The following is a 22,885-nucleotide window of genomic DNA, read 5'->3' as shown; positions in this document are numbered from 1 at the left end:
CCTGAATCAGGTGAGCGCACGCAAGTCCACCGACGCACCGGCACCGTCGTCGGTTCGGCGTCCACGCAAGCCGGAGACCCACCTCGGTCTCGTGCGCCGTGCTCGCCGGATGAATCGCGAGCTGATGATCGCCTTCCCGCATGTCTACTGCGAACTGGACTTCACCACGCCGCTCGAACTGTCGGTCGCGACGATCCTGTCGGCGCAGTGCACCGATGTGCGCGTGAACCAGGTGACGCCGGCCCTGTTCGCCGCCTACCCGACCGCGAAGTCCTACGCCGAGGCCAACCGAACCGAACTCGAGGAGATGATCCGGTCGACCGGCTTCTACCGGAACAAGGCGAACTCGATCATCGGACTCGGCCAGGCATTGGTGGAACGCTACGACGGCGAGGTCCCCAACCGGCTGAAAGACCTGGTCACGCTGCCGGGATTCGGCCGTAAGACGGCCAACGTCGTCCTCGGCAACGCATTCGGCATCCCCGGGATCACCGTCGACACCCATTTCGGCCGGCTCGTCCGGCGCTGGGAATGGACCGAGGAGACCGATCCGGTCAAGGTGGAGCACGCGGTCGGCGAACTCATCGAGCGCAAGGAGTGGACCGATCTGTCCCACCGGGTGATCTTCCACGGACGGCGCGTCTGCCACGCCCGCAAACCGGCGTGCGGCGTCTGCATCCTGGCCAAGGACTGCCCGTCGGTCGGGACGGGTCCGATGGACAAGGAAGAGGCCGCGAAGCTGGTGAAGGGCCCGGAGACCGCGCACCTGTTGGACCTGGCGGGACTGCCGGCGACGTGAACCACACCCCGACCAGCGCCGGCGAGAATCCGGCGAACACCGATCCCGGTGTCCCCCCGAACGCCCGGCGACGCAGCCGCTTCCCGTCGGCATTGCGGTGGACGCTGGTGTTCGTCGTGGTGATGATCGCGCTGATCGTGGCCATCTGGCCGCGCGGTTCGGGCGACGACGTCCCCGACAGCGCGGTCACCGCGGCTGCCCCGTCGGGGCCGAACTCGATGGACGCCCAGGTCTCCGACGCACAGTTAGCCGCCGCACGTCGCGAAGCCGCGCTGCCCGCCTGCCCGACGACCGGCCTGGCGATCGGGCGCGACGCCGCCCTTGCCGGCGTTCGGGCGTCCTGTCTGGCAGACGGCAGCACCTACGATGTGGGCGCCGGGACCGCCGGAAAACCCCTGGTGGTCAATATGTGGGCCGTCTGGTGCCTGCCGTGCCGGCGGGAACTCCCGGTGGTGGCCGACTTTGCGCGGCGTGCCGGCGATCGGGTGACCGTGCTGGCCGTGCACGCCCAGGAGGGTGCGCAGAATCCGTATCTCGCGCTGCAGTTCCTCATCGAGAACAACGTGCGGCTCGCCACGGTCCTCGACACCCGCGGTCAGGTGGCCACCGCGCTGGCGGCCCCGCGCGTGTTCCCGTCGACCATCCTGGTCCGGCCCGACGGCACCGTGGCCAAGGTGCTGCCGCAGGTGTTCGAGAATCCCGACGAGATCGCCGCGGCCGTCGACGAGTATCTGGGGGTGCGGACATGAACCCGGACGACGACTTCTCCCCGCACGTCGGGCCGCTGGTGCCGAGCGAGCAGATCCCGCCGTGGATGCGGCAGCTCACCGGCAATGTCGCGGCGGTCACCGACTCGGTGCTCAACCGGGGTGGGGACCGGACGCGGTGGGCGTCGCTGATCGGGCGGAACAAGCGCGAGGCGGCAGTGCTGGTCCTGATCGCCGGCAGCTGGGAGGCGGCCCACGATCATCCCGGTGGGCTCCCGGCCGACGCCGAGATCCTGCTCACCGAGCGGGCTCCGACGCTGCGGCAGCACAGTGGGCAGGTCGCGTTCCCCGGCGGCGCGATGGATCCCGACGACGACTACCCCGTGGGTACCGCGTTGCGTGAGGCCGCCGAGGAGACCGGACTGATCGCCGACGGGGTCGACGTGCTCGCGAATCTGCCGTCGTTCCCGGTGCCGGTGTCCGGTTTCGACGTCAGCCCGGTGCTGGCGCACTGGTCTCGTCCCGGCCCGGTCCGCGTGGTCGACACCGCGGAGACCGCGCGGGTGGCGCGGGTCAACCTGCGGAGCCTGCTCGCGCCGGAGAACCGCTTCCAGGTGCAGCGCTCGGTGCTCGGCGTCGGCGCCTACCGCGGCCCCGCCTTCCAGGTCGACGGCCTGTTCGTGTGGGGTTTCACCGGAGGCCTGATCGCGGCGATCACCGAGGCGTCGGGATGGGACGTCCCCTGGGACCACGACGACGTGCGAGAACTCGACGAGGCGATCAAGGCGTCCGGCAGCCGCCAGCACATCGGGATGTCGGCGGTCCTGCCGCCCTCGATGCGCCCGCGGGCCGACGACCCGACCTCGGGGGAGGCCGCCCGGTGAGCGGATCCGGGTGGGTCGACCTGATCGTGCTCGGTGTCGCGCTGTTCGCCGCGGTGAGCGGGTACCGGCAGGGCGCGGTCGCCTCCGCGCTCGCCTTCCTCGGGGTGATTCTCGGTGCTGTCGCCGGAATTCTCCTTGCCCCGCATGTCATTTCACATGTCGACGACCGAACCACCCGTCTGCTGGTCGGCGTCGTGCTGCTGATCGGGTTGATCGTCGTCGGCGAGGTCTCGGGGATGGTCCTCGGCCGCGCGGCGCGTGGCGGAATCCGATCGCGGGGAGTGCGCCGCGTCGACAGCGCCATCGGTTCGGTGCTGCAGGTGTGCGCGGTCCTGGCCGCCGCCTGGTTGCTCGCGATCCCGCTGAGCAGTTCCTCCGAGACGCAACTCGCGACGTCGGTGCGCGACTCCAAGGTGCTCTCCGGGGTGGATTCGGTGGCGCCCCAGTGGCTGCGCGATCTGCCGAGCGATTTCAGTGCGCTGCTGGACAATTCGGGCCTGCCGGACGTGATCGGCCCGTTCAGCCGGACCCCGGTGACCAACGTCGGCCCACCGGATGCCGCGCTGGCGCAGCTTCCGGTGGTGCGGCAGGTGGAGCCCAGCGTGATGAAGATCGAGGGCACCGCGCCGAGCTGCCGGCAGGCGTTGGAGGGCAGCGGATTCGTCGTCTCGCCCGAGCGGGTGATGACGAACGCACATGTGGTCGCCGGCACCCGGCGTCTCGTCGTGACGTCACCGGCCGGGCAACAGCTGCCCGCCCGGGTGGTGCTGTTCGACGCCACCAATGACATCGCCGTCCTCGACGTCCCCGGGTTGACCGCTCCCGCACTGAGATTCGCCGACAAACCGGCACGCACCGGCGACGACGCCCTGGTGCTCGGCTATCCGGAGGCGGGACCGTTCAACATCAGTCCCGTGCGGGTGCGCGAGGTGATCAACCTGTCCGGCCCGGACATCTACCGGACCGGCCAGATCCTGCGCCAGGTGTACACGGTCCGCGGCGTGATCCGGCAGGGTAACTCGGGTGGTCCGATGGTCGATTCCGACGGTGAGGTCCTCGGGGTGGTGTTCGGTGCCGCCGAGGACACCGCCGACGAGACGGGATTCGTGCTGACCGCCAAGCAGGTGCAGACCAACTTCGTCGACTCCGAACGCCGGTCGGCGCGGGTGAGTACCGAGTCCTGCGTGCACGCGTGACGCGCCGGTCTCAGCCGGCGGTCACCAGTTCGACGAGTTGCTTGGTGACCTGTTGCGGCCGCTCTTCGTGCACGAAGTGCCCCGCGCCCTCGACCTGCTGATAGGTCATGTGATCGGCCCAATGATCACTCGCCGCCATCAGGTGATCGAGGATGTACGGGTCGTCGTGGCCGCGTAACGCGAGCACCGGGATGTGCAGACGCTTGTTCATCAGATCCATGAACCGCATTCCGTCGGGCCGGAACTGGGAGCGGAACGCCCACCGCTGGTATTCCAGGCTGCAGTGGGCGACATACGGGATCTGGATCGCCGACCGGTTGCGCCGGACGGCTTCGGCGAAGTCGTCGGTACCCTGCCACGTCGTCGACGCCCGTTCGCGGAAGTACTGCTCTACGAAGGCGCCGTCGCCGCGGGTCAGGTGGCGTTCACCCGTCCGCGGCAGCTGATTGCGCAGGAATCCGCCGAGAAAGGCGGACCGTTGCCCGCCGTTGCGGAGCACCTCGCGCCGCAGGGCGCGCGGATGCGGAGACGCGATGACCGCGATCCGGTTCACCACCCGCGGGTGCAGGGTGGCGGTGGCCCAGCAGACCAGACCCCCGTCGGCATGCCCGACGAGGGTCGCGTCGGTATGCCCGAGCGCACGGATCAGGCCGTTCGTGTCGCCGGCCAGCGTCCAGCCGTCGTAGCCCCGTGGCGGTTTGTCGCTGTCGCCGTACCCTCGCAGATCCACCGCCACCGCGCGGACGCCGGCGTCGCTGAGCGCACCGATCTGATGCCGCCAGCTCCACCAGAACTCGCCGAAACCGTGCAGCAGCAGCACGAGCGGACGGTCGCCGAGCCACCCGCGGTCGGCCTCTACCGCATGAAATCGCAGCCCGTTGGCACGGACATCGAAATGACGCCAATCACCGGGTATCCGGACGCTCGACGGATCGGGCGGCCCCGCCAACGCTCACCCCCGCTCGGGGTCGTGGGCGTGTGGAATCTCCGGGTGCTCGGTGGTGGTGGGCGCCGCGACGGTCTCGGCTGCCGTGTCGGGCGAGTCGGTCCGGGTACTCGCCGCCGGGGGAGCCGAGGAGGTGTCGGCCTTCGTGGCCGGTGCAGGTGGGGCCGGGACTCCGGTCCGGGTGTAGGCCGGCACGGTCGAGGGGTGCTTGCCGGGGAGCACCGTCTGTACTTCCTTGACGCTCTCGATCGTCTTCTTCGGTCCCCGGACCTTGCGGAACAACAGGTAACCGACGAGCGCCATCACGACCGTGATGAGCACGAGCAGCAGGAAGACGATGAGGAACGCCAGCCAACGGGGCATCCAGTTGTCCAGCAGCTCCGCGAGGAAGAAGAAAAAGAAGAAGCTGGAGTACAGCGCCATCACACCGGCGGCGATCAGGAGGCCGGTGCCGGCACCGGCCTTCTTCGCCTCGACGACGAGTTCGGCCTTGGCCAGCGCGACCTCGGACCGGAAGAGCGTGGACACGCTCGCCGTGGCGTCCTTGACCAGGTTCCCGATGGTCGGTTCACCGTCGCGGCCGAGATTCGGATCCGACAACGGAATCGACGGGACCGATCCGGTGCCTCGTGTGGGCAGGCCGGGCTCGTTTCGGCTCACAGCATCCTCCGATCGCGGTGTCTCGAGTCATGTTGCCATGCCGCGTGCCATCTGGCGGATAGCGGGTGAGTCGAATCGGGTCGAGTGGGCGCTGTTTTCCGTCGAGTGGGCGCCGACTTTCGATGACTGGGTACGTCCGCGTGATGGCGGCGCCCACTCGACGGAAAACAGCGCCCACTCGACCTTCGTGGCGTGGGTTGGGTGGTGAGGCTTCCAGTCTTTGGCGAGCCTCTGTCTATACGGTTAGGCCTTGCGCTGCCGGATCGCCTCGAAGACCGACGGATCGACCAGGGTGGAGGTGTCACCGAGATCGCGGCCCTCGGCGACATCCTTGAGGAGGCGGCGCATGATCTTGCCCGAGCGGGTCTTGGGCAACTCGGGCACGACGTTGATCTCGCGGGGCTTGGCGATCGGCGAGATCTCGATGGAGACCTGTTCGCGCAACTCGGCGATGAGCGTGTCGCCCGTGTTCTCGATGCCTTCACGCAGGATGACGAACGCGACGATGCCCTGTCCGGTGGTCTCGTCGATGGCGCCGATGACGGCGGCTTCGGCGACCCCGGAGTGTCCGACGAGCGCCGATTCCACCTCGGCGGTGGAGATGCGGTGCCCCGACACGTTCATCACATCGTCGACACGGCCGAGCACCCAGAGGGCGTGGTCGTCGTCGTAGCGGGCGCCGTCACCGGCGAAGTACCAGCCCTGCTCGGCGAACCGGGACCAGTAGGTCTCCCTGAAACGCTCGTCGTCGCCCCAGATGCCGCGCAGCATCGCCGGCCACGGCTGATCGAGCACCAGGTAGCCCTGTTCACCGGCGCCGACCGGTTTGCCGTTGTCGTCGACGATGTTGGCGGAGATGCCGGGCAGCGGTGCCATCGCGGAGCCGGGTTTGGTGGCGGTGACGCCCGGCAACGGGGAGATCATGATGGCGCCGGTCTCGGTCTGCCACCAGGTGTCCACGATCGGAGCCTTGTTACCGCCGATGACCTCCCGGTACCACTTCCAGGCCTCGGGGTTGATCGGCTCACCGACGCTGCCGAGCAGCCGCAGCGAGGACAGATCGTGAGCGTCGGGGATCTCGCGGCCCCACTTCATGAAGGTGCGGATCAGGGTGGGGGCGATGTAGTAGATGGTGACGCCGTACTTCTCGATGACCTCGAAATGCCGGTGCTCGTTAGGCGAATTGGGGGTGCCCTCGTAGACGACCTCGGTGGCGCCGTTCGACAGCGGTCCGTAGACGAGGTACGAGTGGCCGGTCACCCAGCCGATGTCGGCGCCGCACCAGAAGACGTCGCGGCCTTCCTTGTGGTCGAAGACGTAGTGGAACGTGTAGCTGGCCTGGGTCAGGTAGCCGCCCGAGGAATGCACGATGCCCTTCGGCTTGCCGGTCGTGCCCGACGTGTAGAGCAGGAACAGCGGGTGCTCGGAGTCGAACGCCTCGGGTTCGTGGTTCGGGGACTGTTCGCCGACGGTGTCATCCCACCAGACGTCACGTCCGTCGACCCACGGCAGATTCGGGTCGTGGTTGGTGCGGCGCACCACCAGCACCTTCTCCACCGATTCCGCGGCGTCGTCGCCGGTGCCCAGGGCTTCGTCGACGGCGGTCTTGAGCGGGGCGGGCTTGCCGCGGCGGTACTGCCCGTCGGTGGTGATGACGAGTTTGGCCGAGGCGTCGTCGACGCGGGAGCGCAGGGCCCCGGCCGAGAAGCCGGCGAAGACGACGGAATGCGTGAGGCCGAGCCGCGCGCAGGCGAGCATCGAGATCAGGGCCTCGGGCACCATCGGCATGTAGATGGCGACGCGGTCGCCCGCGGTCAGGCCGATCGCGGAGAAGTAGTTCGCAGCCTTGGACACCTCGTCCTTGAGTTGGGCGTAGGTGATGTCGCGGGAGTCGCCCGGTTCGCCGACCCAGTGGATGGCCACCCGGTCACCCTTGCCGGCCGCGACGTGGCGGTCGACGCAGTTGTAGGCGACATTGATCTTGCCCCCGACGAACCACTTGGCGAACGGGGCGTCCGACCAGTCGAGGACCTGGTCGAAATCGGTCGCCCAATCCAGGCGGCGGGCCTGCTCGGCCCAGAACTCGAGACGGTCCGCGTCCGCCCGATCGTAGAGTTCCGCGCCGGCGTTGGCCTGATCGGCGAACTCCTTCGACGGCGGATAACCCTCGGCTGCGGACGACGTGGTGGCGGGAGACATCGGTGACGGAGACATCGTTGGCGTGGGGCCTTTCGCGTTCGATGGACAGACGGCAGTGACGAGCATTGATGCCGGGTTCTCATTGTGAGGGTAGTCACGTTGGAACCCCGTTGCAGGTACCTGTCCGGCCATCGACCGCGTATGCGCGGTGAGTGGTCGGCAGCGCGCGACGAGTGGTGTCGGTGGTGGTGTCTATCGTGTGAAGTCGTGACCTCCCGAGACCCCTCCGATCCGTTGGCGCCGCTGCTGGAGCTGCCCGGGGTCGCCGCCGCGGCCGAGCGGGCGCGCGATGCCCTTGGCGCGGTCCACCGGCATCCGACCAATCTGCGCGGCTGGGACAAGACCGCGACGGAGGCCTCGTGGCGGGCCGGTCGGTCGTCGGCGGCCATCGACGGGGGCAGCGTCGAACTGCGCCGCGACGGTGATTTCGACGATCCGGTCCTCGCGGGTGCGATGCGCGTGGCCCAGGCGCTCGACGGCGATTCGCTCGAGCAGATGACGGCGGTGTTCCGGCGCGCACCCGCCCAGGCCTTCGCCCGACTGCACATGCTCGCGGCCGCCGATCTGGTGACAGACCGCGACGACCTCGGCCGGCCGAGATCGTCGCCGGAGGTGGCCGAGCGACTCGACCTGCTCGGGCAGTTGATCACCGGCGCCACCTCGGCACCGGCTCCGGTACTCGCTGCCGTGGTGCACGGCGAACTGTTGGGGCTGGTTGCATTCCCGACGGCCAACGGCGTGGTCGCACGGGCCGCGTCCCGGCTGGTGTGTACCTCGAGTGGATTGGACCCGCACAACCTGGGTGTGCCCGAGGTGACGTGGTTGCGCCGAGTCGACGAGTACCGTGCGCTGTCCACACGTTTCGCCGCCGGCGACGCGAAGGGAATCGGCGAGTGGATCGTGCTCTGCTGCGAGGCGCTGGAGTCGGGAGCCGGCGAGGCACGCTCGATCGCGGACGCCGCGCGAGCGGGATGACTTGCACGACAAGGAGATAACGCACTGCGGGCGGCCACCTCGACCGACATCATCGGTCAGGGTTGCCGCCCGCGAAGCACGGACTCAAGTTACCAAGCGTGCTTGGTGGGTTGTGGGATCGCCTCGGCGAGGGACCGTCCGCTGACTCGGCCTCCCCAGTGGTTGCGCCGGACGGAATGCTGGTGCCGTGCAATCGAATCGAGCGTTGGTTGGGATCGATTCGTTCTGTCTGGCGCATCAGATGGTGCGTCGTTGACCAGATCGATTCGTCCGGCTCGACGGGAACTCCTCATGTTCCCTACCGGAGTTCCGTGAACTCCGTTGACGGCCCGCTGTTCCGGTTCACTGGTTTGTATCCGTGCCAACTGCGATATCGCAGGCGCACAACACTTTTGCCTCTATGCGGCGTGCTCCGCGTGGGTGCTTGCCGCCCGTGCTTGGGAAGTGCTCGGCGTGGGGGTCCGCTCCTTCTCTTCCGGTTCGGACTTGGCCTTCCGAGATTCCGTACCCCTTTTGTACACCGTGACCGCAGTCACATCAAGGGTCTTTCGGACCAATATCGAGTGGTGATGTTCGGACCGGGCCGGTGCGCGAACAAACACCCGGCTATCGGCGGAAGTGGTTCTGCCGTACCGAAATCGAGCGCAGGACGAGCGCACTGGCCGCGGCGACTCCCACGCCGACCGCGATCGCGATGGCCATGCGCACCGACGGTGTGGGGATGCGGCGGCGCAATGGCACGGGCCGATTGAAGCCCAGGATCGGCCAGCCGGCATCGGCGGCGTGGCGGCGCAGCTGTCGGTCGGGGTTCACTGCCACCGGATGTCCCACCGCGGCGAGCATGGGCAGATCGGAGATCGAGTCGGAGTAGGCGTGACTCGCGGCGAGGTCGTAGCCGAGCCGTTCGGCGAGAGCGACCATGGCGGCGGCCTTGTTCTCTCCGTAGCAATAGAAGTCGAGCTCTCCGGTGTAGTGCCCGTCCACCACCTGCATGTCGCTCGCCTCGACGTGGTCGACCCCGAGCAGCGCCCCGATGGGTTCGACCATCTCGCGTCCCGACGCCGAGATCAGGACGATGGCATGGCCGCGCTCCCGATGGGAGGCGATGAGTTCGGCGGCCTCGGCGAACACGAGAGGGTTGACGACGTCGTGCAGGGTCTCGTCGACGATCTCGCGGACCTGTTCCACATCCCAGCCCCGGCACATGCTGGTGACGTGCCGGCGGAGGTTCTCGACCTGATCGTGGTCGGCGGCGGTCACCAGGAACATGAACTGGGCGTAGCTGGACTTGAGGACCGTGCGCCGATTGATCAGTCCCTCGTCGAAGAACGGACGCGAGAAGGCGAGTGCGCTGGACTTGGCGATGACCGTTTTGTCGAGATCGAAGAACGCGGCGACCCGCGTCGTCGAATCACTGGCGGACTCCGGTTGATCCGAGTCGGATGCGGTCCCCTCGATGTCGGTCATCGGCCTCAGCCTACGTCCTCCGGTGGCCCGTGTGACAGTCCCTGATGCAACGGCATTGCAGCGTGAATGCCCAGGCAGCGATATGAAAACGTGATCTGGGGTGGGTGTTTGTTGTAGTTGCAATGATCAGAGCCCCGTGTGTATAGTCGGCTCAACCGGTTAATAACCGGTGCCTTTCAGCCCGACCCCCCGGGGCTGAAACGCGATGACCCCGGCCTCCTCCCCCCCTGGCCGGGGTCGTCCTCTTTCTGGGCCCGATTTCTCCTTCTTCCCCTCGCCGTCGGCTCTTCCGGAGCCGTACTCGATGCTGCGCGTGCGACACCATGGACACCCGACCAAGCACTTGCTAGGTTCAGGGTCGAGCAGGGGGAGGAATCAATGATGTTCCAGCATCGGCGTGTTCGGGCTCGGATGGCACTGGTGGCTGCTGCCATCGTCGTCGTCATCGGCGGGGTGGTGAGTCTCGGGACCGGGCGGGCCCCGGCGGCGCCGCTGCCCGAGACCTACAGCTTCCTCTCCGGTATCCCGGCAGAGCTCGCGCATCCGGGCGGCTCACTGCCGGGCTCCAACGATCTCTCCTGCCGGCCGAGCGCCGCCCACCCGCGCCCGGTCGTCCTGGTGCACGGCACGGGCGGATCCCGGCAGACCAACTGGGGTGCCTATGTCGCCACCCTCGCCAACCGCGGCTACTGCGTCTTCGCGCCGACCTACGGCGCACTGCCGGGGGCGCCCTGGCCCGTGTCCGCAATCGGCGGGATGGGCCGGATCGAGGACAGTGCCGCGCAGCTGTCCCGGTTCGTCGACCGCGTCCTCGCGGCGACCGGCGCGCAGTCCGTCGACATCGTCGGGCATTCGCAGGGCACCTACATGCCGACCTACTACGTCAAGTACCTCGGTGGTGCGAAGAAGGTCACCAACTATGTCTCGCTGGCCCCGCTCTGGCGCGGCACCTTCGTGGACTCACCGATCACCCCGATCACGCAGCGGGTGCTCGGCGACGCCGGTCTCCCGCTGTGCGGGGCCTGCTCGCAGATGCTCGCCGGGAGCGAGATGAACCGGGCCATCTGGCGCGGCGGAAGCCCGTACGTCAAGGGCATCCGCTACACCAACATCTCCACTCGGTACGACGAACTGGTGCTGCCGTACACGAGCGGGCAGGTTCCCGGGCGTCCCGGTGACCAGGTGCGCAACATCGTCGTGCAAGACGGGTGCCCGATCGACTACAGCGAACATGCGGCGCTCGCCGGTTCGCGACGGGCGGCGTACATGGTCCTCAATGCGCTCGACCCGGCCCATCCCGTGCGGGTGCCGTGCGAGTTCGTGCCGCCGATCACCGGGTGACACCTTGTCCACAGACTGACCGCATTCCACAGATTCCCCGTCTCGTGCACCGCGGGTCGTCGCGGTGTGCGACGAAGGGGTGACCATCGGATCCATGACCGATGAGCTCCTCGCCCTGGTCCATCCCGACCTTCGCGACGCACTCGCGCGCTGCGCTGCGGCCGCCGGGTACCGCATGGTGGTGTCCGACCCCGCCGACTGTCGGCGCGAGTGGCTCCGCGCGGCCGCGGTGGCGGTCGATCCGGACGCGGTCGCCGATCTGGCGGTACTGCATCCGCCGCGACGCGACCGGCTCATCGTGGTCAGCGCCACCGAACCCCGGCCCGACACCTGGCGACTCGCACTCGGCCTCGGCGCCCATGATGCGTTCGGTCTCCCCGCCGACGAAACCGCACTCGTCGGCACCTTGACCGGCATGCGTGCACCGCGGCGGCGCCCGGGCGGCGCGGTGGGGATCATCGGTGGGCACGGCGGCGCGGGCGCGACCACCTTGGCGGCGGCCGTGGCGCTGGTCGGCGTCGACGATGCCCGGCGGGTGCTGCTGCTCGACATCGACGACCTCGGTGCCGGCATCGACCTGGTCCTCGGCATCGAGACGCAGCCGGGACTCCGGTGGCAGGATCTGTCGATCCGGGGCGGGACCGTGCGGGGTCAGACACTGCACGACGCGCTGCCCAAGGTGGCCGACCGGCTGTCGGTGCTGGCACCGCGCCGGGATGTGCACAGCGCGGTGACACCCGAGGCGATCCGGGCGGCGATGGATGCCGGCCGTGCCGAGGGTGACACCGTCGTCGTCGACCTGCCACGCGGCGACACCCAGGCCGTGCGCGAGGTGATCGAATCCGTCGACCTCGTGGTCGTGGTGACGACCGCGACCGTCCACGGAGTGGCATCCTCGAGAGCCGTCGCCGGGCGTGTGTGTGGCGCCGACGTCCCGACCGAGGTGGTGGTGCGGGGGCCCGCACCCGGCGGCTTGCGCGGCGCCGACGTCGCCACCGCCATCGGACTGCCGCTGCTGACGGCGTATCGGTCCGATCCGTCACTACCCGGGCGGCTGGAATCGGGCCGTCTGCGGCTGCGCCCACGACAGGGCCTCACACGAGCGGCCGACGTCGTCTGCCGTCGGATCTTCGCGGCGCAGCAGGTCGCCGCATGACCACAGCCCACCGCCACCTGCTCGATCGCGTCCGGGACCGGCTGGCGGCCGATGCCGCCGAACCCACCGCCGAGGTGATCGCCGACGCCATTCGCGCCGAATCGGGCGGGGTGCTGGGAGACACGGATCTGCTTGCCGCACTGCGGTTCCTGCAGACCGAGCTGATCGGCGCCGGACGGCTCGAGCATCTGCTGGCCGAACCCGACGTCGCCGACATCCTCGTCGTCGGTGCCGATCATGTCTGGGTGGATCGGGGGCGCGGTCTGCAACGCACGTCGATCACCTTCGACGACGACGATTCGGTCCGGCGGCTCGCCACACGACTCGCGCTCGGCGCGGGGAAGCGCCTCGACGACGCCCAGCCCTGGGTGGACGGACAACTGGCCGATGTCGGCCGCAACGGGTATGCGGTCCGGTTGCACGCGGTGATACCTCCGGTGGCCGCAGACGGCACGTGTATCTCGCTGCGTGTGTTGCGCACGGCCACCCGGGATTTCGACGATCTGGTCGCGCTGGGAGCGATCCCGGACGAGGTGGTCGGGTTGCTGACGGCGCTGCTCGCGGCGCGGCTCGCGTTCCTCGTCGTCGGCAACACCGGCTCCGGCAAGACCACGCTGCTCGCGGCGCTCATCGGCGCGATGCACCCGGCCGAGCGCATTCTCTGTGTGGAGGACGCCGCAGAACTCGACCCGCCGCATCCGCACGTCGTCCGACTCGTCGCGCGTACCGCCAATGTCGAAGGGGCGGGCGAGGTTCCGGTCCGGGCCCTGGTGCGGCAGGCATTGCGGATGCGGCCCGACCGCATCATCGTCGGCGAGGTCCGTGGTGCCGAGGTCATCGATCTCCTCACCGCGCTCAACACCGGTCACGACGGCTCGGCCGGCACACTGCACGCGAACTCGTCGGCCGAGGTCCCCGCCCGGATGGAGGCGTTGGCCGCGCTCGGGGGGATGGACCGGGCTGCCCTGCACAGTCAGCTCGCTGCGGCCTGCCATGTGGTGCTAGCGGTTTCGCGATCGCCGGATGGTGTGCGCGGGCTGACCGAGATCGGGGTGGTCGAGCGTGGGGCCGATGCGCTGGTGACGATTCGTCCGGTGTGGACCCGGACGGGTGGGTTCACCGGTGCGCTCGCCGACTTCGAACGGTTGTGTGCCTCGCGGACGGCGGCGCGATGAGCCTGGTACTGCTGGCGTGTGCGGTCGGTGTCCTGTGGTGGCCGGCCACGCGCGCAGAGCATCGCCTGCGATCGCTCCAGGCCACGTCGAGCCGACACCGGGGTGTCTCCGGATGGCCCGTGGCGATCTCCATCCCGATTGTCACGCTGGTGGTTTCGGGTATCGCTCCGGCCGTGGTGGCCGCTGTGGCGGTCGGCCTGATGGTGCGTCGGCGGCGCCGTCGGCTGACCGAGAGGGCGCTGGAGGCCGAAGCGGCTGCCCTCGTGTCGGGCTTGTCGGTGATGATCGCCGAACTGTCGGTGGGTGCACCGCCGGTCCGGGCCTGCTCGTCGGCGGCTGCCGAGTTGAGGGACTCGGCTCTCGAGAATCATTCTGTGGCAGAGTATCTGGCCTCGATGGCGGCACGCGCGGAACTCGGTGGGCAGATCGGGAGCGGCGGCGACTCCGGGCAGGCCCGCGACCGGGTGGCGCGCGCGTGGGAACTCGCGGATCGGCACGGGCTGCCTCTCGTCGATCTGCTCGAGGCGGTGCGCGCGGATCTTCATGCCCGGCGTCGGTTCGCCGACCGGACACGCGCGTCCCTCGCCGGACCTCGGGCGACGGCCGCGGTACTGGCCGGTCTGCCGCTGCTGGGCATCGTCCTGGGCCAGCTGATGGGAGCGCATCCGATCGCGGTACTGCTCGGCGGAGGGTGGGGCGGCATGCTTCTGATCGTCGGAACATTCTTGACCGCAACGGGTTTGCTGTGGTCGGACCGGATCGTCGATCGCGCGGTCGCGGTGTGACGGTCTCGCCGATGATGCTGGCGGCGCTGGCGGGTGCACTGTGGGTGTGGCCGTCGTCGCGATGGTCGCTGCATCGGGTGATCGCGATGCCGTCGGCGCGGTCCGGCGTGCGCCACCGGCTGTGGCCTCGCGCCGCCCGCGACGACCACTTCGCCACGGCCGCCACCATCGACCTCTTCGCGGTGTGCCTGCGCGCCGGGCTGCCCACGCCGACCGCACTGGTCATCGCCGCCGCGTCGGCGCCGTCGCCATTGGCCGAGCGTCTCAGCCGGACGGCCGAACTGCTGGAACTCGGGGCGGACGCCGAGCAGGCCTGGGGTCCGTCCGTCGGCACCGTATCGGGGGAATCCGGTTTGGCGGCAGAGACGTTCGAGCGGATGTCCGCACTTTCCCGCCGGTCGGCTCGTGCCGGATCGGTGGTGTCGGACGGCCTGGTCGAACTCGCCGAGCAGACCCGGCGCCGCGCGCACGACGCCGCCACCGCGGCCGCCGAACGTGCCGGCGTCGCGATCAGCGGGCCGCTCGGGCTCTCCTTCCTGCCCGCGTTCGTGTGCCTCGGGATCGTGCCCGTCGTGGTGGGACTCGCGGGCGGCATCCTCGGGTGAACCGGGGCGCATTCCGATGGAGCCGATCGGGGAGTTCGTGCGTCTAATCAGTACAAGGCGCACAGGGTGCCTGAGGAGGTTGAACATCGTGCAGCACAACCCTTTCCGTACACGTTTCGCAACCCTCGGCGACGGGGTCCGGCGGTTGATCGCCGACGACGAGGGCATGTCGACGGCCGAATACGCCATCGGCACCATCGCGGCGGCCGCCTTCGGCGCGATTCTGTACACCGTCGTGTCGGGGGACAACGTCGTCAGTGCGCTCACCGGAATCATCACCAAGGCGCTGAACACGTCGGTGAACTGACGGTGGGCAGAGTCCGTAAGCGATTGTCGCCGTTCCGCATCTGGTGCGACGATCGCGGCATGGTGACCGTCGAGGCCGCCTACGCGATAGCGGCGGTCGTCGCGGTGGTGGTCCTCGGCGTCGGTGCGGTGATCGGGGTGACCACGCAGATCCGCTGCACCGACGCGGCACGGGAGATCGCCCGCCTGACGGCGGCCGGCGACGCACGCGCCCGTGACGCCGGCGTCCGCATCGCCGGACCGGACGCGCGGATTCTCGTCGCCGACGACGGGTCTCGCGTCACGGTGGACGTACGGGCGTCGATGCCCGTGTTGCCGACCGTCGAGTTGTCGGCGCATGCCGTCGCGATCAAGGAGCCCTCGGCGCCATGACGGTGTGGCGAGACGATCGGGGCGTCGCGACGGTCCTCGGGGCATTCGCGATCGCGGCGCTCATGGCGGCCATCGTCGCGGGGCTGTATCTCGGCGCCGCCGTCCTCGCCCGACATCGGGCCCAGTCGGCCGCCGATCTCGCCGCCCTCGCCGCGGCGATGCGCCATGTCGACGGGGCGGCGGACCCGTGCGCCACGGCTCGGGCGGTGGCCGCCGAACAACGGACCGGCGCGGAGCTCGTCAGCTGCGGGGCGGTCGGTGCGGACGTGGTGGTTCGCGCCGGAGTCCGCGTGGCGCTCGGTCCCTTCGGGTTGCGGCAGGCCGTGGCCTCAGCGCGCGCCGGGCCGGTCGATTGACTCCCGGCCGACGAGCCCGAGGACCGCGAGCGCACCCGGCTTGTCGAGCGGGTCGTTCCCGTTGCCGCACTTCGGGGATTGCACGCACGATGGGCAGCCGCTGTCACAGCGGCAGCTCGAGATCGCGTCGCGGGTGGCCGTCATCCAGATCTCGAAAGCGGCGAAGCCCCGATCGGCGAAACCCGCGCCACCCATGTGGCCGTCGTAGACGAAGACCGTCGGCAGTCCGGTGTCGGGATGCATGTTGGTCGACAGCCCGCCGATGTCCCAGCGGTCGCAGGACGCCACCAGGCCCAGCATGCCGATCGCCGCGTGCTCGGCGGCGTGCAGCGCCCCCGGGACGAGACCGGCCGTCACGCCGACCGCATCGAGCGCCTCGGGCGGCACCGTGTACATCACCGCACGGGTGCTCAGCGTCTGCCGCGGCATGTCGAGCTCCACCGCGTCGAGAACCTCGCCGGTGAGCAGGGTGCGCAGGTAGCCGATCACCTGGTGCGTGACGTCGACGTCGACAAGTGCCACCGCCATGGCGCCGCACTCGCGGCGCTCCACGACCTCGGTGATGGTGATGTCGGTGATCTCGCGGGCCGACGTGGTCCAGTCCGGTTCCTCCGGATGTGCGAGGGCAAGACCGTCGGTGAGGTCGAGCTCGTCGACGACATAGGACTCGCCCTGGTGGATGTGCAGCGCGCCGGGATGCACCGTCGACGGTGCCCGACCGCTGTCGACGGTACCCAGCAACCGCGACGACGTGCTGTCGACGATGAGGACCTGACCGCCGATGCCGCCGCGGATGTCGATGTCGGCGTGCGGGTCGAGTCCGGCGGCCACGTACCAGCCCGCCTTGCGGTGCTTGAGTTTTCCGTCCGCGGCCAACTCGGCGACCGCATCGACGGCGCCCCAGGCCTCGATCTCGCTGTCGCGCAGGGGCAGTTCGGTTGCCGCGCAGAGCAGATGCGGTGCGAGGATGTGCGGGTTGGTGGGGTCGGTGACCGTCGTCTCGATCGGGCGCGACAGCAACGCCTCGGGGTGGTGCACGAGATAGGTGTCGAGCGGGTCGTCGCGCGCGACGAGCACCACGAGGGAATCGCCCGATGTGCGTTGACGTCCCGCGCGCCCGGCCTGTTGCCAGAACGACGCGACGGTCCCGGGATAGCCACCGACGATCACCGCGTCGAGGCCACTGATGTCGACGCCGAGTTCGAGGGCGTTGGTGGTGGCGACACCGACCAGGTCGCCGTCGGTGATGGCCTGCTCGAGTCGCCGCCGGTCGTCGGCGAGATAGCCGGCGCGGTAGGCGGCGACCTTGCCGACCAGTTCGGGCGCGGTCTGCGACAGCAGATGTCGAGCCTGTCGGGCGGTCACCTCGACGCCGCGCCGGCTGCGGCCGAAGCACAGGGTGCGCGCACCCTCGACGACGAAATCGGCCAGCAGTCGGGCCGATTCGGCACCCGCCGAGCGACGCACCGGTGCTCCGTTCTCGCCCGTGACGGCCGGGAGAAAACCCGGCTCCCAGAGGGCGATGGTCCGTTCGCCCCGGGGCGAACCGTCTTCGGTGACCTCGACCGCGGTTTCACCGATCAGCCGGGTCAGCGCGGCCGCCGGTTCGGCCATCGTCGCACTGGCGCCGATCACGACCGGATCGGCACCGGCAGACCGTGCGATCCGCAACAGGCGACGCAATACAAGTGCGGTATGCGACCCGAACACGCCTCGATAGTGGTGGAATTCGTCGACGACGATGTATCGCAGGTGCCGGAAGAAGTGCCGCCACCGCGCGTGCCCCGACAGGATGCCGATGTGCAGCATGTCGGGGTTGGTGAAGATCCACCGGGAGTGCGCGCGGGCCCACTGCCGGATCTCCGGATCGGTGTCGCCGTCGTAGGCGCAAGGTTGCAGATGTGTGAACAACGGACGACCGCGTGGTGTCGGGCCCGGTGCCGTGAGTAGTGAAGTCACCGAACGGATCTGGTCGGCGCCGAGCGCCTTGGTCGGTGAAAGATACAACGCCGTCGAATTCGGATCGTTCATCATCGAGGTCAGAATGGGTAACTGGTACGCCAATGACTTTCCCGAGGCCGTACCGGTGCACAGTGCGACGTGATTTCCGCGAAAAGCGTGATCGGCGGAGAGCGTTTGGTGAATCCAGGGTTTCTCGATTCCGGATTCACGGTAGAGAGCCAACAGATCTGGTGGCACCCATTCCGGCCAGTCGGCGAAAGATGCTGGCCGAGAGGTGATTACCGAGAGGTGGGTGAGCGAGTCGGCGGCATTGTCGGTGCCGGCCAGGCTGCGGGCGAGGAGTTCGGAGCCAAACGATGTGTGTCTCTGCATTGGTGCTTACTCAACGATCGACGGCGCTCGCCGATGTGGACTTTGATGGTACTGCCGGACCCCGACACGCCGCGATTCACCAGGTTTTTGTGCACTTTGGTTGGGGCGACTATCGCATGTGGCGCGGACATGGTTGACTAGTGGCGGTCGCAGCTTTCGTGAGACTCCGGAGAGACCCGGTCGTCAGGCGAGATCGTGTTGTGGCCGTGGTACTGAAGCTGGTTTGCGGGTTCTCCGCGGGGTCCATCGAGGTATGGCGGTCGGAACCGACCACGACACGAGACCATCGTGTCGCGTCAGTTGGAATGTATGAAAAGGAATGCAGTAATGGCACAGGGAACTGTGAAGTGGTTCAACGCGGAAAAGGGCTTCGGCTTCATCGCGCCTGACGAGGGGTCCGATGACGTGTTCGTCCACTACTCCGAGATCCAGGGCTCGGGCTTCCGCACCCTCGAGGAGAACCAGCGCGTCGAGTTCGAGGTGGGACAGGGCACCAAGGGTCCGCAGGCCACCGGCGTCCGCGCCGTCTAAGGAGTAATCACTCCCAACAAGCTGCACAGCGAGCTTGAGCAACGCCGCTCCCGGTCACCGCATGGTGGCCGGGAGCGGTGCATTTACGCCGTGGCCCGCGTGCCGCATGCCCCGACTGTGGACTCTGGACGCAGTAATGTCGGGGTGTGGGCCAGTTGTCGTTCTTCTCGGCGCAGATCGACCGACCGGCGTACGACGATCTCGCCGGATTGATGGCTGCGCATGGCCATGCGGTCCGCTCCGAGACCGGTACGCGGGTCTCAATTGTCGTGGCCGAAGATTGGCGCGCACGGGCTCTCGTCGCGGAGATCGCCGAGACGGGCGCTGATGCGGAGGTGTCGACCACCGACGAGGGCAGCCCGATCGCCCGCACCGTGCACACCCACGATCTCGACGAGCTGCACCGCCGCTGGTCGGCGGGAGCGGTCAAGGCGATGCCCGCCGGCTGGGTGCCGACGCCTCGCGCGCTGCGACTGTGGACCATCGCCGCGGGCGATCGGGAGGGCGATCGATATCTCCTCGGCCTCGATCCGCACGCCCCCGAGACCCATGCGGCGCTCGCGACGGCACTCATGCGGGTGGGGATCGCCCCGACGCTTGTCGGGACCCGCGGTCAGTCGCCCGCCCTGCGTATCGCCGGCAAGCGCCGACTGACGCATCTCATCGAGTACGTCGGTGAACCACCCGCGAACGCCGAGGCGCTCGCACACTGGCCGATCGTCGCGGGGTTCTGAGTGGTCGCGGGCTTCTGAGCGGTTGCCCTCCGCACAAACCTGGACGTTTGACCAGTCCCGACGTCACCGGTGCGGCATACTGCAGCGTCATGGGAACAAGGGAGCCCGGTACGCTCGGCATCCGCAGTCGCGGGATGTGTCGCAACACCCACGTCGTGGAGTCGGCAACGTGACCCAGGCGCAGCGGCTCTGACCTGCGCTGATGCCCTCCGCCGTGGCCATCGCCGACCGGCGGCGAATAATCTGCGCGGAATACGGATGTGCAAACAGCCCTATATATAAGGTACAAACCTCAACGAGTAGCTCAATGAGCAGCGAAGCGACGTAAGGACGCCCGGTGGCCGAGACCAGCACCGCCACTCCCAGGACTGGGAGCCCGACCCGACGACTGGTGATCGTCGAGTCCCCGACCAAGGCCCGCAAGATCGCGGGATACCTCGGGTCGAACTACGTGGTGGAATCCTCGCGCGGCCACATCCGCGACCTGCCGCGCGGCGCGGCCGACGTACCGGCCAAGTACAAGGGCGAACCGTGGGCGCGGCTCGGCGTGAACGTCGACGACAACTTCGAACCGCTCTACGTCGTGTCCCCGGACAAGAAGTCGACCGTCTCCGAGTTGAAGTCGTTGATGAAGGACGTCGACGAGCTCTATCTCGCCACCGACGGTGACCGTGAGGGTGAGGCCATCGCCTGGCATCTCCTGGAGACGCTCAAGCCCCGGATTCCGGTCAAGCGAATGGTGTTCCACGAGATCACCGAGCCGGCGATCCGTGCGGCCGCCGAGAATCCCCGCGACCTCGACATCGACCTCGTCGACGCCCAGGAAACGCGCCGCATCCTCGACCGCCTCTACGGCTACGAGGTGTCGCCCGTGCTGTGGAAGAAGGTCATGCCGAAGCTGTCGGCGGGCCGCGTGCAGTCGGTGGCGACACGGATCATCGTCGAGCGGGAACGCGAGCGGATGGCGTTCGTGTCCGCCGACTACTGGGACATCGCCGCCACGATGGATGCGGGCGACTCGGTCAAGCCGTCCACGTTCGGGGCGCGCCTCGTCTCGCTCGACGACGCCCGCGTCGCGACCGGACGTGACTTCGATGCCCGCGGTGGTCTCAAGAAGTCCGACGGTGTCGTGGTGCTCGACGGCGCCCGCGCGACCCGGCTGGCCGAGGCGCTGCAGAACGCCGACATGGCCGTCACGTCGGTGGAGGAGAAGCCCTACACCCGACGTCCGTACGCGCCGTTCATGACCTCGACGCTGCAGCAGGAGGCCGGCCGCAAGCTGCGCTTCTCGTCGGACCGCACCATGCGCATCGCGCAGCGGCTCTACGAGAACGGCTTCATCACCTACATGCGTACCGACTCGACGACGCTGTCCGAGTCGGCCATCAACGCCGCCCGCGCGCAGGCCCGCGAACTGTACGGCGGCGCGTTCGTGCATCCGACGCCGCGCCAGTACAACCGCAAGGTCAAGAACGCGCAGGAAGCGCACGAGGCGATCCGTCCGGCCGGGGAGAGCTTCCGTACCCCGGGTCAGGTGGCCGGTCAGCTCGAGGCCGACGAGTTCCGCCTGTACGAGCTGATCTGGCAGCGAACCGTCGCCTCCCAGATGGCCGACGCCAAGGGCACCACCATGAGCCTGCGCATCGCCGGCACCGCGTCGACGGGCGAGCGCGCCACCTTCGCGGCGTCGGGCCGGACCATCACCTTCCCCGGCTTCCTGTCGGCGTACGTGGAGACCGTCGACGAGCAGACCGGCGGCCAGGCCGACGACGAGGAGAACCGCCTCCCGCAGCTGACCGAGGGTCAGCGACTCACCGCCACCGACGTCACCGCGGACGGTCACTCCACCAACCCGCCCGCCCGCTACACCGAGGCGTCGCTGGTCAAGGTGCTCGAAGAACTCGGCATCGGCCGCCCGTCGACGTACGCGTCGATCATCGGCACGATCCAGGACCGCGGCTACGTGGTGAAGAAGGGCAACGCCCTCGTCCCGTCGTGGATCGCGTTCGCCGTCGTCGGGCTGATGGAGGCCTACTTCCAGAACCTCGTCGACTACGACTTCACCGCGTCCCTCGAGGACGACCTGGACCAGATCGCCAGTGGCCGCGAGAACCGCACGCGGTGGCTGACCGAGTTCTACTTCGGCGACGACGCGCCCAACGCCGAACACAACTCCGAGATCGCCGGCTCCGACATCGCCAAGCACGGCGGCCTCAAGCAGCTCGTCGGCGTGAACCTCGAGGAGATCGACGCACGCGAGGTCAACTCGATCCGCCTCTTCGACGACGAAGACGGCCGTCCCGTGTATGTCCGGGTGGGCCGGTACGGCCCCTATCTGGAGCGCAATGTCGCGTCGCCGGATGCCGAGCCGGACCTGCAGCGGGCCAATCTGCCCGCCGACATCACCCCCGACGAGCTCACCCTCTCGGTCGCGGAGAAGCTTTTCGCGACGCCGCAGGAAGGCCGTTCGCTCGGCCACGATCCGGCGACCGGACATGAGATCGTCGCCAAGGAGGGCCGCTTCGGTCCGTACGTGACCGAGATCCTGCCGTCCGACGACGACGGCGACGGTTCGGCCCCGGCGACCGTCTCGGCGGGCCCGACCCCGACCGACGGGGGTGCCGGCGCGAACGGTGCGGTGGTGCCGCTCGACGACGAACCCTCGGCTGGTGGCACGGCCACCAAGACGGCGAAGAAGACCGCGAAGAAGGCTGCCAACCCTTCGACAGGCTCAGGACGGCGGAAGACCGGTCCCAAGCCGCGCACCGGATCGCTGTTCAAGACCATGGACATCTCCACGGTCACCCTCGACGACGCGCTCAAGTTGCTGTCGCTGCCGCGGGTGGTCGGCGTCGATCCGGCTTCGAACGAGGAGATCACGGCGCAGAACGGGCGTTACGGTCCCTACCTCAAGAAGGGCACCGACTCGCGGTCGCTGACGAGCGAGGAGCAACTCTTCGACATCACGCTCGAGGAGGCGCTGAGGATCTACTCCGAGCCCAAGCGTCGCGGCCGGCAGGCCGCCGCACCCCCGCTGCGCGAACTGGGCAACGATTCCGTCAGCGAGAAGCCGATGGTCATCAAGGACGGACGCTTCGGCCCGTACGTGACCGACGGTGAGACCAACGCCAGCCTGCGCAAGGGCGACGAGGTCGCGACGATCACGCCGGAACGCGCGATGGAACTGCTCGCCGACCGTCGCGCGCGTGGCCCGGTCAAGAAGGCCGCCAAGAAGAAGGCGCCCGCGAAGAAGGCGGCGGCCAAGAAGACCGCGGCCAAGAAGACGGCGGCCAAGAAGACGGCGGCCAAGAAAACAACGGCGAAGAAGGCGGCACCGGAATCGGAGTAATCCCGTCG

Annotated in this window: 20 protein-coding genes and 1 pseudogene; 16 read left to right on the top strand and 5 right to left on the bottom strand. The window is 68.6% G+C overall.

The genetic code is table 11. From position 1 onward, the window contains the following. Position 1: 1 nt before the first annotated feature. Genes nth through ACWDTI_RS18750 form a run of 4 tightly spaced genes read left to right on the top strand, consistent with a single transcriptional unit; the run spans position 2 to position 3,586 of the window. Positions 2-799, top strand: coding sequence for an endonuclease III (gene nth / locus ACWDTI_RS18765; protein WP_449739643.1), 798 nt, complete (start codon positions 2-4; stop codon positions 797-799). Next, positions 796-1,548: a TlpA family protein disulfide reductase gene (locus ACWDTI_RS18760; protein ID WP_449739611.1), complete on the top strand. Its 753-nt coding sequence runs from the start codon at positions 796-798 to the stop codon at positions 1,546-1,548. The genes nth and ACWDTI_RS18760 overlap by 4 nt, the downstream gene beginning before the upstream one ends. Further along, on the top strand, positions 1,545-2,390 hold the full coding sequence (locus ACWDTI_RS18755; protein WP_449739610.1) for an NUDIX hydrolase: 846 nt from the start codon (positions 1,545-1,547) through the stop codon (positions 2,388-2,390). The genes ACWDTI_RS18760 and ACWDTI_RS18755 overlap by 4 nt, the downstream gene beginning before the upstream one ends. Next, entirely contained in the window at positions 2,387-3,586 is a 1,200-nt protein-coding gene (locus ACWDTI_RS18750) for a MarP family serine protease (RefSeq protein WP_449739609.1), read from the top strand. The genes ACWDTI_RS18755 and ACWDTI_RS18750 overlap by 4 nt, the downstream gene beginning before the upstream one ends. A 10-nt stretch (positions 3,587-3,596) precedes the next feature. On the opposite strand, the gene ACWDTI_RS18745 is transcribed toward ACWDTI_RS18750, so the two are convergent. From ACWDTI_RS18745 to acs, 3 genes and pseudogenes are all read right to left on the bottom strand, one after another. Beyond that, a complete protein-coding gene (locus tag ACWDTI_RS18745) occupies positions 3,597-4,535 on the bottom strand; it encodes an alpha/beta fold hydrolase (protein WP_449739608.1) in 939 nt (312 codons plus the stop codon). A 150-nt stretch (positions 4,536-4,685) separates the two neighbouring features. Next, positions 4,686-5,192: pseudogene (locus tag ACWDTI_RS18740) on the bottom strand (phage holin family protein); the annotation flags it as partial. A 243-nt stretch (positions 5,193-5,435) separates the two neighbouring features. Then, the gene (gene acs, locus ACWDTI_RS18735; protein ID WP_449739607.1) at positions 5,436-7,391 is read right to left on the bottom strand and encodes an acetate--CoA ligase; all 1,956 of its coding nucleotides are present in this window, start codon (positions 7,389-7,391) and stop codon (positions 5,436-5,438) included. Positions 7,392-7,598: 207 nt separating this feature from the next. Here acs and ACWDTI_RS18730 point away from each other — a divergent pair, with 207 nt between their 5' ends. After that, complete coding sequence (locus tag ACWDTI_RS18730; protein WP_449739606.1) at positions 7,599-8,366, top strand: oxidoreductase; 768 nt, start codon at positions 7,599-7,601, stop codon at positions 8,364-8,366. Positions 8,367-8,972: 606 nt separating this feature from the next. On the opposite strand, the gene ACWDTI_RS18725 is transcribed toward ACWDTI_RS18730, so the two are convergent. After that, positions 8,973-9,833: an HAD family hydrolase gene (locus tag ACWDTI_RS18725; protein WP_449739605.1), complete on the bottom strand. Its 861-nt coding sequence runs from the start codon at positions 9,831-9,833 to the stop codon at positions 8,973-8,975. Positions 9,834-10,250: 417 nt separating this feature from the next. Here ACWDTI_RS18725 and ACWDTI_RS18720 point away from each other — a divergent pair, with 417 nt between their 5' ends. The 8 genes from ACWDTI_RS18720 to ACWDTI_RS18685 all read left to right on the top strand — a co-directional run bounded on the left by ACWDTI_RS18720 (position 10,251) and on the right by ACWDTI_RS18685 (position 15,929). Next, a complete protein-coding gene (locus ACWDTI_RS18720; RefSeq protein WP_449739642.1) occupies positions 10,251-11,174 on the top strand; it encodes an esterase/lipase family protein in 924 nt (307 codons plus the stop codon). Between the two features lie 94 nt (positions 11,175-11,268). After that, positions 11,269-12,330, top strand: a complete 1,062-nt coding sequence (gene ssd, locus ACWDTI_RS18715; protein WP_449739604.1) for a septum site-determining protein Ssd — start codon at positions 11,269-11,271, stop codon at positions 12,328-12,330. Beyond that, positions 12,327-13,505, top strand: a complete 1,179-nt coding sequence (locus ACWDTI_RS18710) for a TadA family conjugal transfer-associated ATPase (RefSeq protein ID WP_449739603.1) — start codon at positions 12,327-12,329, stop codon at positions 13,503-13,505. The genes ssd and ACWDTI_RS18710 overlap by 4 nt, the downstream gene beginning before the upstream one ends. Next, the gene (locus ACWDTI_RS18705; RefSeq protein ID WP_449739602.1) at positions 13,502-14,290 is read left to right on the top strand and encodes a type II secretion system F family protein; all 789 of its coding nucleotides are present in this window, start codon (positions 13,502-13,504) and stop codon (positions 14,288-14,290) included. The genes ACWDTI_RS18710 and ACWDTI_RS18705 overlap by 4 nt, the downstream gene beginning before the upstream one ends. Next, complete coding sequence (locus tag ACWDTI_RS18700; RefSeq protein ID WP_449739601.1) at positions 14,287-14,895, top strand: type II secretion system F family protein; 609 nt, start codon at positions 14,287-14,289, stop codon at positions 14,893-14,895. Before ACWDTI_RS18705 ends, ACWDTI_RS18700 begins: the two co-directional genes overlap by 4 nt. Positions 14,896-14,983: 88 nt before the next feature. Next, positions 14,984-15,202: a DUF4244 domain-containing protein gene (locus ACWDTI_RS18695; protein ID WP_449739600.1), complete on the top strand. Its 219-nt coding sequence runs from the start codon at positions 14,984-14,986 to the stop codon at positions 15,200-15,202. Positions 15,203-15,261: 59 nt separating this feature from the next. Beyond that, a complete protein-coding gene (locus ACWDTI_RS18690) occupies positions 15,262-15,573 on the top strand; it encodes a TadE family type IV pilus minor pilin (RefSeq protein ID WP_449739599.1) in 312 nt (103 codons plus the stop codon). After that, the gene (locus tag ACWDTI_RS18685; RefSeq protein ID WP_449739598.1) at positions 15,570-15,929 is read left to right on the top strand and encodes an Rv3654c family TadE-like protein; all 360 of its coding nucleotides are present in this window, start codon (positions 15,570-15,572) and stop codon (positions 15,927-15,929) included. Before ACWDTI_RS18690 ends, ACWDTI_RS18685 begins: the two co-directional genes overlap by 4 nt. On the opposite strand, the gene ACWDTI_RS18680 is transcribed toward ACWDTI_RS18685, so the two are convergent. Further along, complete coding sequence (locus ACWDTI_RS18680; protein ID WP_449739597.1) at positions 15,903-18,263, bottom strand: DEAD/DEAH box helicase; 2,361 nt, start codon at positions 18,261-18,263, stop codon at positions 15,903-15,905. The genes ACWDTI_RS18685 and ACWDTI_RS18680 overlap by 27 nt on opposite strands. A gap of 327 nt (positions 18,264-18,590) precedes the next feature. Between ACWDTI_RS18680 and ACWDTI_RS18675 the strand changes: the two genes are divergently transcribed. From ACWDTI_RS18675 to topA, 3 genes are all read left to right on the top strand, one after another. Then, complete coding sequence (locus tag ACWDTI_RS18675; protein ID WP_004022110.1) at positions 18,591-18,794, top strand: cold-shock protein; 204 nt, start codon at positions 18,591-18,593, stop codon at positions 18,792-18,794. A 146-nt stretch (positions 18,795-18,940) separates the two neighbouring features. Further along, on the top strand, positions 18,941-19,528 hold the full coding sequence (locus tag ACWDTI_RS18670; RefSeq protein WP_449739596.1) for a hypothetical protein: 588 nt from the start codon (positions 18,941-18,943) through the stop codon (positions 19,526-19,528). A 337-nt stretch (positions 19,529-19,865) separates the two neighbouring features. Beyond that, positions 19,866-22,877 (top strand): type I DNA topoisomerase, encoded by a 3,012-nt coding sequence (gene topA / locus ACWDTI_RS18665; RefSeq protein ID WP_449739595.1) that lies wholly within the window; start codon positions 19,866-19,868, stop codon positions 22,875-22,877. Positions 22,878-22,885: the final 8 nt, after the last annotated feature.

Source organism: Gordonia sp. NPDC003424 (genome assembly GCF_053588655.1).
This window is presented reverse-complemented; position numbering and strand designations above follow the sequence as displayed.